This window comes from Corynebacterium bovis DSM 20582 = CIP 54.80 (assembly GCF_030408615.1).
Classification (GTDB): Bacteria; Actinomycetota; Actinomycetes; order Mycobacteriales; family Mycobacteriaceae; genus Corynebacterium; species Corynebacterium bovis.
The window spans coordinates 40,956-51,655 of record NZ_CP047188.1 but is presented as its reverse complement, the minus strand read 5'-3'; the positions used below and the strand labels follow the sequence as shown (position 1 = coordinate 51,655).

The 10,700-nt window shown below is 65.7% G+C and carries 11 protein-coding genes; 2 read left to right on the top strand and 9 right to left on the bottom strand.

What is annotated here, in order from left to right; translation table 11 throughout:
* From CBOVI_RS10795 to CBOVI_RS10770, 6 genes are all read right to left on the bottom strand, one after another.
* A complete protein-coding gene (locus CBOVI_RS10795; RefSeq protein ID WP_043363588.1) occupies nt 1–870 on the bottom strand; it encodes a GDSL-type esterase/lipase family protein in 870 nt (289 codons plus the stop codon).
* Between the two features lie 73 nt (nt 871–943).
* On the bottom strand, nt 944–1,330 hold the full coding sequence (locus tag CBOVI_RS10790) for an Lsr2 dimerization domain-containing protein (protein ID WP_010275446.1): 387 nt from the start codon (nt 1,328–1,330) through the stop codon (nt 944–946).
* Complete coding sequence (locus tag CBOVI_RS10785; RefSeq protein WP_010275450.1) at nt 1,330–1,749, bottom strand: hypothetical protein; 420 nt, start codon at nt 1,747–1,749, stop codon at nt 1,330–1,332. Before CBOVI_RS10785 ends, CBOVI_RS10790 begins: the two co-directional genes overlap by 1 nt.
* Nucleotides 1,750–1,793: 44 nt before the next feature.
* Complete coding sequence (locus CBOVI_RS10780; RefSeq protein ID WP_010275453.1) at nt 1,794–2,387, bottom strand: hypothetical protein; 594 nt, start codon at nt 2,385–2,387, stop codon at nt 1,794–1,796.
* Between the two features lie 103 nt (nt 2,388–2,490).
* On the bottom strand, nt 2,491–5,676 hold the full coding sequence (locus tag CBOVI_RS10775) for a hypothetical protein (RefSeq protein ID WP_139016759.1): 3,186 nt from the start codon (nt 5,674–5,676) through the stop codon (nt 2,491–2,493).
* Between the two features lie 432 nt (nt 5,677–6,108).
* Nucleotides 6,109–6,765, bottom strand: coding sequence for a DUF3710 domain-containing protein (locus CBOVI_RS10770; protein WP_010275462.1), 657 nt, complete (start codon nt 6,763–6,765; stop codon nt 6,109–6,111).
* Nucleotides 6,766–6,926: 161 nt separating this feature from the next.
* On the opposite strand from CBOVI_RS10770, the gene CBOVI_RS10765 reads away from it, so the two are divergent.
* On the top strand, nt 6,927–7,379 hold the full coding sequence (locus tag CBOVI_RS10765) for a helix-turn-helix domain-containing protein (protein ID WP_157998220.1): 453 nt from the start codon (nt 6,927–6,929) through the stop codon (nt 7,377–7,379).
* A 55-nt stretch (nt 7,380–7,434) separates the two neighbouring features.
* Nucleotides 7,435–7,788: a helix-turn-helix domain-containing protein gene (locus CBOVI_RS10760; RefSeq protein ID WP_010275465.1), complete on the top strand. Its 354-nt coding sequence runs from the start codon at nt 7,435–7,437 to the stop codon at nt 7,786–7,788.
* Here CBOVI_RS10760 and CBOVI_RS10755 read toward each other — a convergent pair.
* Genes CBOVI_RS10755 through CBOVI_RS10745 form a run of 3 tightly spaced genes read right to left on the bottom strand, consistent with a single transcriptional unit; the run spans nt 7,785 to nt 9,785 of the window.
* The gene (locus CBOVI_RS10755; protein ID WP_125172697.1) at nt 7,785–8,354 is read right to left on the bottom strand and encodes a hypothetical protein; all 570 of its coding nucleotides are present in this window, start codon (nt 8,352–8,354) and stop codon (nt 7,785–7,787) included. The two genes, CBOVI_RS10760 and CBOVI_RS10755, sit on opposite strands and share 4 nt — an antisense overlap.
* Nucleotides 8,332–9,354, bottom strand: a complete 1,023-nt coding sequence (locus tag CBOVI_RS10750; protein WP_139016760.1) for a hypothetical protein — start codon at nt 9,352–9,354, stop codon at nt 8,332–8,334. The genes CBOVI_RS10755 and CBOVI_RS10750 overlap by 23 nt, the downstream gene beginning before the upstream one ends.
* Nucleotides 9,351–9,785 (bottom strand): ImmA/IrrE family metallo-endopeptidase, encoded by a 435-nt coding sequence (locus CBOVI_RS10745; protein WP_010275473.1) that lies wholly within the window; start codon nt 9,783–9,785, stop codon nt 9,351–9,353. The genes CBOVI_RS10750 and CBOVI_RS10745 overlap by 4 nt, the downstream gene beginning before the upstream one ends.
* Nucleotides 9,786–10,700: the final 915 nt, after the last annotated feature.

The following is a 10,700-nucleotide window of genomic DNA, read 5'->3' as shown; positions in this document are numbered from 1 at the left end:
CTAGACCACCTCCCCGGCGACCTGCTCAGCAATAAACTGGCTACCGGCATCGGTCGGGTGGAGCCACATATGCCACGCCGGACTGGTCGTATCCACCACCCCAGAAACAAACCGCTGGCCATCTACCGGGGTGCACGTATCGTGCCCGGCACTCCTGGACCGCAGGTCCAGGAACACCGCCCCGGTCTCTGCCGCGGCCCGGGACTGCATACGCTGAGTCGCCATCTCCCAGTTCTCCACCGGCACCGGAACCCCACCCGGATGCCCAGGGATGACATTGACCACACACACCCCACCACCGACAGCACCAACGGCCGGGGTACCAACAATCGTCACCCGCGCAGCCGGGGCCACCGCACGGACCGCATCAACAAACCCACGCATCGTCTCGACGTAATGGTTCTCCACAGCAGCAAAGTCAGTGATATTCACCCCATCAGCTGCACCAAACGGCCCGAAGTCGTTGAAACCGACAGCAGCCACCACATCCCTCGTCCCCGGCCCCATGGCCCGGTCAGCCACAGCCTGATCCAGCTTCACCCGCGCCTGAGCCGACGTCTGCGCCGTACACGAATAATCAGACACCGTCTTTCCGGACTGCTCTGCCAGCCGACGCGGCCAGTTATCCGGCGCCTGCGGACACCCCGTCGGCCGCGGATACGCAGGCGCGGGAAGACCATTTTTGATCAAGGTGTTCATCCACCCGTCCGGATTCGCCGCATAACTATCACCGAACACGACCACCTCCGACCCACCAGCCGGGGCCGGCGCATCCGGATGCGCCACCGCCGGTGCGGCCACCCCAACCAGGCTTGCCATGGTCATCGCAGCACCGACCACCACCGACACACCCCACCAACGGATACGCATCACGATGCCACCCCCCGCATCGCATAGACCGACTGCGCTGCAATATGCACAACCACCAGCATCACTGCCCGCCTCATGACGCCACCTGGCCCAGCTCATCATCACCGGAAGTGCCGGTTGCGTCCTGCCACGCGCTAACAACATCCCGAGGAATCATCCCGTGGGCATTGACCGTGTAGCCGTGGGCTGCGGCCCACGCCCGCACCACCTTGCGGGTCGCCGGGTCCAGCCCATCCGACCACCTGGAACCAACACCTCGCCGGCCGGCCACCGGTGTGGCCACACGGGTCCACCGCTCCATGTCCCGGTGGAACACCTCAGCGTTGTCAGCAGTCAGATCCAGCCGGAACTTCCGCCGACCCACCGCAAACGTAATCCGGGCGACCTGGTCATCCGGTAGACCCGACAGGACCGTGCCATCAAGGTTGTCGACCACCGTCGTGGTACTGATCGTGGCCATTACGACATCACCGCCCACATCATCAGCGACGCGCACCACACAGCGATAGCCACCCCAACCCCGACAGCAACCGGGCCCGACCACCCAGCCCGGCCACCAGCGCTACCTGCAGCAGACCGGCGAGCCAGCGCGGCGATGATCCCGACGACCACCGCCGCCGCACCAACCAGCGGCACACTCACACCCGTGGTCGCGCCCAGCCGCAGCACGGCAAACACCATCGGTGTCACCGTCATCGCCAGCCCGGCAGCCAGCACCATCCACAGGCCAACCCGCCGGCCGACGATCCGGCCGGCCCGGTCCAGCTTCGACCGGCCGACCTCCAGATGGTTAAACCGCTCCAGACCAGCCGGCACCGGAGAATCCGCCACCACCGGCCGGATCCCCGGAGTCGTCTCGGCCCGGTCCAGCAGCACCACACCCGCGGAGCCTGCAGCCCCTGCACCAGTTGGTGCGCCCATCATCACGCCACCTCCCCCTCAGCCGCAGTGGCGGCCGCGGTGTCGCCGCCCAGCCCAGCAAAAACCAGGACCTGGTCCCACACCTGCCCAGGCACCGCCGCCGGGCCGGCAGCGACCACCAGCGCGGTCCGGCGACGGCGCTCGGACTCCGCAGCCGCCTCAGCGAACTTCACGTCCAGGCCCGCCAGGCCATCGCTCCCACCAGTCCGACCACCGAACAGACCGGCCAGCCCGGCCAGACCCGAGCGCTTCTCACCATCAGCCCGCGCGGACTCAGCGGCAGCAGACATACTCTGAACGAACTCGGCGGCCATGGCATGGGAATCCAGGTCCGCCTGCTCCGACGCCCACTCGGCGGCAATCGTCTGCGACCTCTTCTTCGCCGCATCCCACTGCGCACCAGTCAGGTTGTCCTTGATGAAAGCCTTGACCTGTTCGAAGTCCTCAATGACCGGGGCGGTCGCCCCGTCGCCGATGCGCTGGCTGATCCGCAGCACCACCTCGAACTCGTCGCCGAAACGGTGGCGGACATAGCCATCTGCGGTAAACCGCGAATCGGTCCTCGTGCCCGTGGTCGTCGCGTCAATGCTGGTCATACGTGTGTTCTCCTTTGCGTGTCTTGTGCATCTGTCTCGTCGTTGGGTGGACACCCTGCCGCCCCCAGGTGCCCCTCCGGGGGCGGCGCGAATGGTGGGGGCGTCAGACCCCGACCAGTTCCCGGGCCCCGGCGGCCACCGGGGCATCTGCCGGGGTGTCGGCGTGGACGGCGTAGTCGGGCAGCATCGCCGCCGGCACCTCCACCAGGGCAGGCTCCGGGGCAGGAGCCGGCGCGGGTGCCGGTGCCGGGGTGTCGCCGACGCCGGCACCAAAGTGCAGGTCAGCCACCGGCGGGTCGATGTGGACTTCCAGGCTGCGTAGCGCGCCGATGAGCGCGCCGACCAGCGCGCCTGCCGCACCACCAGGAAGGCTGCCCAGCTCTGCGCCGATCGTCGCCCCCAGCACACCGTCGGCCAGGGCGGTGACCAGCACCCCCAGGCCCGCACCGGTCAGCCCGCCGAGCAGACCGCCGGCGACCACCCCGGCCGGGACGGTCAGCAGCCCGGTCAGACCCGCCACCACAGAGCCGATGACAATCGCCTCGGCGATCGACATGCCAGCAGCAATCGGCAGCGCCAGCGGAACACTGGCCAGCAGCGCGGCCGGCACGCCCAGAGCCGGAAAGACGAACAGCGGCGCGGTCAGCAGGAACGTCGCCGGCCAGATCGTCACCAGGCCCAGACCCAGGGCCCCGGCGATGACCGCCAGGTTGACCAGGGCGAGCACCGTGCCCACCGTGCCGATCGGCAGGGCGAACGGCAGCAGCGCCAGCGCCGGCGGGAAGATCACCCCGATCGCCAGGTTCGACAGTGCGAACGCCACCAGTGTGCAGGCGGTGGCTGCGATGGTCAGCGGAATCCACAGCGGTGCACTGACCGCCAGCGAGCCGATGATCCACGCCCCTGTGGCCAGAACGGCCGGCGGGACAAGCGCGACCGCGGCCGCGGCCAGGATCGCCGGGAGCATCAGAGCACCCTCAGTGGCCAGGACAGCCAGCAGGTTGGGCAGGAACGTCAGCGGCAGGCTGGCAAGACCAGCCAGCGGGCCGGCAAGCAGCGGCGGGATCAGCCCCAGCAGACCACCGATCGGGGCACCCAGCCCGGCCCCGCCGAGGAACCCGGGGATGGCGCCGAGCAGGTTAGCCGGGTTGAACAGCCCCGCCAGCCCACCGATCAGCCCGCCCAGCAGCGAACCGAGGATCGCGCCGATGCCGCCACCGGTGGCAGCATCCCGAATGACGGCGTTCGGGTCGATGATCGCGTGGATGCGTCCCCCCAGCATCTGTCCGATACGCCACCAGGCGTTCTGTGCTGCGGCGATGTCCCGGCCGGTGTCGGTGTTGGACCAGTTGCCCATCAGCGCATCAAGGACGCGCTTGGTCTTTGACCGGTTCCACCCCTCGGTCAGCGCCCGGGTGATGTCGTCGATGGCGTCCCGGACCCGACCGGACATGTTCAGCCGCGAGTTGTTCAGACTCATCCCCGCCAGCGCGAGAGCGGCCAGGATCGTCGCCGGCAGCGACAGTGCGGCGGTGAGCAGCCCGCCGGGGATGCCACCGACCAGCGGGGCAGCCAGCCCGCCCAGACCAGCACCAACAGCAGCGCTGATCGCCCGGGTGGCCAGATCACCGAGGAGATAGCCGCCGATACCGCCGAGAATCGCCCCCGGAATCGCCGACAGACCGGTGATCGCGGGAATACCGAGCAGCGGAGCGGCCAGCCCCGGGATCAGACCGGCCAGGAACCCCACACCCGCCCCAGCCAGGAGCACCGGGATCACCCCAAGCAGGTAAATGATAGTCGGGATCAGGACGGTGGCGAGGGTGTAACCGCCAACGATCATCGTGGCAACGAACAGGAAGGTCAGCACCCCGCCGGCGATGGCGGCCGGGACCATGATCGGATTCAGCCCACTGATCGCCATCAGCGCCCCTCCGGCAAGAACGCCGGCCAGCCCACCCAGACCGATCGCAGCCACACCCACCGGGATCAGCGTGGCCGCCCACGCGCCGTAAACCAGGCTGGCCCACCCCGCTAGCGCCAGCGCGGAGCCAGCGGCAGCGCCCAGCAGCGGAGCCATCAGCGCGATCGGCAGCGTCATCAACGCACTAGCAAGGAAACCGGGCAGACCCGTAGCCAGCGCACCCAGGGGGGCACCCAGCAGGCTGGTCGCCAGACCCACCAGGTGCGCCAGGGGATTCAGCGCGCCAGCAGCCGCACCCAGACCAGACGTCCACGGGGCAGCCAGACCAGTGCCGGCCACAAAACCGGGCAGGAACGCCGCGGCCGGGATCAGTGCCGCCGGGGCCGCAGCCCGGACCGCGTCGATCAAGCTCGGCACCACATACTCACCGATGACGACATCAATGTCGGCCAGGATGTCAGGCCCGGCAACCTTCTCCACGACCGTCCGGGCAAAACCGACCGGGTCAGTCGCCAGGCGGGCCACTCCGCCGCCTTCAACAACGGCCTGGCCGATGAAACCGGCCGGGTCGCGGGTGATGTGGTCAATTGCTGCAGCCACACCATCGGCCGCGCGCTCCCACCCGTTTCCGGTGCGTGCGGCGAAGGCGTTGGCGGTGTTGTTCGCCCAGTCGGCGAACTCCGGGCCGGACAGAGTCCGGTCGATGGCCGCCTGGGCGTCAGCCAGCGCCTTGCCGGTGACCACATCCGTGATCGCCTGCGAGGTCTGCTTGATGGTCTGGTCGATGTCCCAGCCGGTCGGCGCGTCGATCGCGGAGATGACGTCACCGATCACGGACGGGTCGGTGATCGCCTTAGTCACCCCGCGGCCCACCTGCGCGGCTGCGTCGGCGTCACCGGCCGCCGCACGGGCCGTGGTCACCGCCCCGGGTGCGAACTGCGGGGCGGAGGTACCATCGTCGGCGCCGCCGGCCGGGCCGCCAGCAGCCACCGGCTGGGCCGAGGTGGTCTGCGGGGCGGTCTCGGCCGACTCGTCGCGGCGCAGCAGCGTCGTCGGCAGCACCGCCTGAGCCGCCTGACCACCCGGGGCATCCGGGGTGATCGGGCCCGGCACTGGAATGCCCGCCGCCCGAGCCATGTCACCGACGGTGTCGGCGATCTGCCCAGCCGTGGCCGCCGCAGCGGCCAGCGGATCTGCCACCCCGGTAGGACCCGGCACCACAGCCTGATCCGTGACCGGATCAGCACCGGCCGTGCCTGCCGACAGGCCAGCCACACCGACGCCGGCGGCACCCACGCCGGCAAGGATCCAGGCCCGGCGACGCCGGGACACATCCGGCCGAGACCGGAAGGTAAGATTGGTCATGGAAGTCTTCTTTCCTTCTTCTCGTGTGTGCATATGTGCATGTGTTCACTGATGTGGAAGAGGAGAACCGTGCTAGGCACGGGGGCTTCCACCACCCCCGGCGGCGGTGTGGTGGCGTCTCGCGTGTACGCCACCACGCCCGCCGGGCCGGTGGGGCCGCCACCGCACACCCCGGGGGACAGTGGCCGTCGATGCGATGTCGCAGATCACATCGACACCCAGCCACACCCCGGGGGGTGGTGGCCCTGCCGGCGGACCCGCAGCAGTCCGACACCCGCAGGCAAGGTGCGGTGGAAAACGGAACCAAACCACCGCCCCTTGCCTGGCCCGGCAGGGCCCCTCACCGGAGCGCGATCCACCATCGGGGCAGGCCCCTCACTCCCACCCCGAGGCGGATCACGCCCCGGCCACCCGGACATCACATAGTTCATGTCAGGCCACCTTCCCGCAGCTGGCCTGCTGCCAGATCCGCCGAGCAATCTCATCCTCAGACTCCCGGGCCAGCACCTGCTCACGGTGGGCAAGATCAACAACACAAGCCATCGACAGTGACCGTCCCGGCGGCATCGCCGCCCCACCCCGGTAGACCACCATCGACGCCAGGATCTGGTACGCGGCCTCGAGATCAGCGGCAGTGACATCCACACTCTTGACCGTCGCTCGCACCAGCCACCGGTAACCAGAGGCACCGAGGAACACCGTCTCCCGGCGATCACCGGCATGAACATGCAACTCAGGACCAAACGGGCCGAACGTGTCAACCACCGCCGCCGGGGCCTCCTCTGCGGCACCGCCGGTGTCCTGCACCGGGCGGATATCCGCCGCCAGACTGCAGGCCATCCGACCGCAAAGGTCCTCCCACCCGGCCGACCCCGGCCACGCCAGGACGCTGACACCGATCGTCGTCACCGACTCCGGCGGCTGAACCAGCAAAAGACCAGGAGCATTGGCAGGCTCGAAGACATCGGAGCCATGCGGAACGTCCAGGTCAGCACCGACCCTCGCATGCCTGTCATCCAGCATGTGGCGAGGAGCCGACACTTCGACGTCATCCCACGGCCCCATGTCCACCGCCCTGACCTGCTGCACCTGAACACCTCCTTCATGCATGCATTAACCGTACACCAGAACGAAGCAACGCGCCACTGTTTGATGCTACCATTTGCTTGCCGTTTACGACTCCAGCTACCTTATGATTATCGCGGAGTGTTCCCCCAGCTCAGAGAAAGGTTGCCCCTATGGTGTGCCGGGTGAGCAGGACAACCATTGAGAACTTCAACCCGAGGCGCTTCCGCGAGCTGCGGATCGCCGCGGGGCTGTCCCGCCCTCAGCTTGCACGAGCAGCCAAAATCGGCGTCTCAACGATCTCAGCCTGGGAACGCGGCACAAGGACGCCCACACTGGAGACCTTGGGAGACTGCATGCGTATCATCGATTCCCCCCTCTCCGAGGTCATCCCTCCATCTGTCAACCCGACCCTCAAGTCCCTTCGCATCGCACGGGGACTGTCACGGCCACAAACAGCCGACTGGATGGGGCTATCGCTTCCGGGTTACAGCGCGATCGAGCGTGGCGACACCCCCATATCTTCAGCGCATTCCGAGCGCCTCGCCAGCCTGTACGGACTGCCGGTTGCTATCATCGATCAGGCGGCACACAACTCCCGAAACACTGAAAAGCTCTCCCCTTTTACCGACAGCTGAGGCAATCAGCCTCAGAGGAACCGTCGCCGGCGATACATCACTCCAGGACAGTCCTATGAAGACACCCACACTTTCCGAACGGCTGGCCCTCCTCTTCGACACCGTTTATCCCGGCAACCGCGGACCATACACGGCCAGTGAGGTCGCCACAGCTCTGAAGAAGTCCGGCACGCCGATCTCCCCGACGACCATCAAGAACATCGCCACCGGGCAGACCGAGAAGCCAGCTTTCCAGTCCGTCGCAGCCCTCGCCGATTTCTTTGGTGTCGAGCTGGATTTCTTCCACACAACCAACCCGGAGACCTGGAGCAGGTACGAGCAGGCGTTGCTCGCATTCCGCCGGCAGATGGACAGCGACCATCTGTACGCCGCCCGAAAGATCGCCGACCGCAAGCGGCACAGACACTAGACCCCACTCAACGCCACCGCAGCCGCTCCCACCGACATCAGCCCGCACACCGCTCCAGCAATCACCTCCGACCGTGTGTGGGCACCTACCTTCACCCTCGCCCAAGCGACGATGGGAACTACCATTGCCGACAACCCCCACCAGGGTGAGATGACCATCGCCAGCACGATCACGTGCGTCGTCCACACTGCGACATGAACGGAAATTTTGAACCGGGCCAGCGCCGTCACGGCCCACAACATCACCAGCGCATATAGCGCGGCGACCCACAGCAGCCACAATCCAGTCCTAGCCCCCTCGCCAGAAAGAACCGTTCCCCCGGCCGCCGTGCAGGCCAACAATACAGCGAACACAACATTGCGCTGATCCAGCCTACTGGCGTGATGGTCGACGACCGATCCACGCCGGACCATCCACAGAATCGCGATCATCGGCACCGGCCCGGTCAGCATGCCTACGAGTGCTCCCTGCCACGGTGCCGCCGATGCCGCTCCGATGACAGCAAAGCCCACCACGTTACCAACCCAGGGGGCACCGACTTCACTAACGATTTTTTCCGTGCGCATGTTTCAGGAGCCTACCGGCACCCATGATCCACGTCCGCACCGCACGCCGCTGGGAAATATGAGGCATCATCAACGTTGTCGTCCCACAGGACAGGAGCTCAGCCAGGTCTTCTTCTGACCCTCGGTCGCCGTATAGAAACTCCACACCCCGGTCGCGTCCTCGGAGCACGATAGCGTCAAGAACCTCGTCCTGCGAGAAACCTCCCGGCAGAGAGTTGATCCTATCCAGCTCATCACGGAGAAGCTCGCAGATCAGCTCACTCGCCCGACGCCATCGCCGCCGGTCGATCCAGGCCTGCAGCGGGAACAACAGGCACCCCAGGCCATAAGCCACTGATCCGATCACAGATGTTCCGCTGCGCGCCACGTGAAAGTTCGGACCGAGCTGAGTGCCGGTCACCCAGATTTTCGTGACCGAGCACATCAACGAGACCGACCATAGGGCGAGGAAAAGCATTGATACCATCATGACCACGCAAGCAGTGCGCGTCGCGATAACCTGACTAACCTGATGTCGCAGCAGTAGAAACTGATTCGCTGAGCAAAACAGTAACACCAGGGCAGATATAACTTCCACCATCGCATAGTCACTGCGATGAAAGACGAAAACATCAAAATCATACCCCGTCAATGACGAGAACCCCACTGCAGCCCTCGTCCAGACGATGGACCGCAGGACAGCCAACGGGACGAGGACCGCCAGCACCACCGCCATAATCCGGCGCTGATGAAATCGAGAGTGCAGCGTCGACCAAGACCACGAAATCGATGCCACAAAGAACAGGATAAGCAAGTCCTTCATCAGGCTCGACAGGTTCGCCGACACCTTCCCTAGGGCAAGCTCTATCGGTTCCAGGTTCAGCACCGTATATAGAGTCAGCGCCGCCGATCCACCAGCCAAGCCGTAGTGCAGTTTCACCTTCGATTTCAAGGCGAGAACTATGTGCAGAAGAAAAGAAGGCAACAATACTGAAAGAAGAACAATGACGACAGGATTCACAGAAACGCTCCATCACCGGCTATCTGATACAGCCAGCGCCAGTGACTCTCGGTCGTTGCTCCGGCTCCGTGCTCCAGCATCCACATCATGTTCCGAGCAAAAAGATCGGCCTCCCGCTCCTGCATTTCTTCATGCGAGTGCTTGTAGATTCCTTGCAGCACCCCTAACCCATTGTCATATGTACACGGCCCCATCCGGTGCCCCAGCACCAGATGGCCAAGCTCGTGAGCAAGAGTGAAGTCCCGGCACGCACATACTCTTGAGAGCTCAACCACCGCGGAGCCGGACGGGGCACGGGAGGTATACCCCTGCACGAACTCACCCAAATCGTCCACGTCAACCACCGTTATGCTACAGCCCGCCACCATCTCCGCGGCCGGGACGAGATCATCGACGCAGTGCACAGCCGCCGGCGACGACGCAATGAACACGTCCCGGACGCCCTCTCGACAACGAAGCCGTTGCCTCTTCCTTCGCCGGACGGTAGTATCTTGTAGCATCGTATGAGATCCTATCTGCTGGACTGCGGAGACGTGGAGAACCTGCGGTCATCGCAGCCTGTCGCCTTCTCGTCTCCTCAACAGTATGGCAGGATAGATGATTGACGTTCATGTAACTACACGGAGGTGATCCACCAGGAGCAACCCCTCGCACCGCTCCCCCAGGTGAGGGCCGCGCACCCCCACCCCTTCCTCAGGGGACACCACTACCAGGGCCGGACACGCAGAGCCCACCATCCGCCGCGAGGCGGGCGCGCACCAGACAAATCCATAGTGGATGGTCATTCATGACGTGCTAGCCGCCCAGTACCCGGGCGGCCGCCCCCAGGACCCGCACGCACTCGCTGCCTTGACCGGCAGCACCGCACAGCGACCAGGAGCGAAGACATGAAAAAAGACCCCGGGTGACTAGTCCGGAGCCTTTTAGAAGTGGGAAGGGAAGAAGTTACCGCTTCTTCCGATTGTCTGATCATCCCCCTAAAGAAAGGGAACGTCGTTGCGTATCGACGCTTCCCAGGTTAACTGCACCCTGCCGCCGAATGCAAGCGGCACGACCAGTAACCTGGGTTTTGCATATATACCCGCAGGTCAGACCGACCTCGGAGCATCCGAACACACCCCACGAGACGGGCATGCCGCCCCGCCGCGGCGGTCACGCACGGCGATTCGACGCGCAGCCATCGCCCGCGCCCACGCTGACAAAACCGCCAACAAGCCCGGCAACGACGGCAGGCCCGCGCGGTCAGGCCACGCCCGTCGACACAGCGGCGACGACCGCGCAACGACAACCAGAGCAGCCGGCACAAAATCGGACGCCACCGCCAGGACGGCTGACCCCGACCAAGC

What these genes read in the sequence shown, in the direction of transcription:
- CBOVI_RS10795 (WP_043363588.1), bottom strand. Translation starts at nt 870, where the DNA reads ATGCGTATCCGTTGGTGGGGTGTGTCGGTGGTGGTCGGTGCTGCGATG.
- CBOVI_RS10755 (WP_125172697.1), bottom strand. Translation starts at nt 8,354, where the DNA reads ATGCGCACGGAAAAAATCGTTAGTGAAGTCGGTGCCCCCTGGGTTGGT.
- CBOVI_RS10775 (WP_139016759.1), bottom strand. Translation starts at nt 5,676, where the DNA reads ATGACCAATCTTACCTTCCGGTCTCGGCCGGATGTGTCCCGGCGTCGC.
- CBOVI_RS10790 (WP_010275446.1), bottom strand. Translation starts at nt 1,330, where the DNA reads ATGGCCACGATCAGTACCACGACGGTGGTCGACAACCTTGATGGCACG.
- CBOVI_RS10780 (WP_010275453.1), bottom strand. Translation starts at nt 2,387, where the DNA reads ATGACCAGCATTGACGCGACGACCACGGGCACGAGGACCGATTCGCGG.
- CBOVI_RS10760 (WP_010275465.1), top strand. Translation starts at nt 7,435, where the DNA reads ATGAAGACACCCACACTTTCCGAACGGCTGGCCCTCCTCTTCGACACC.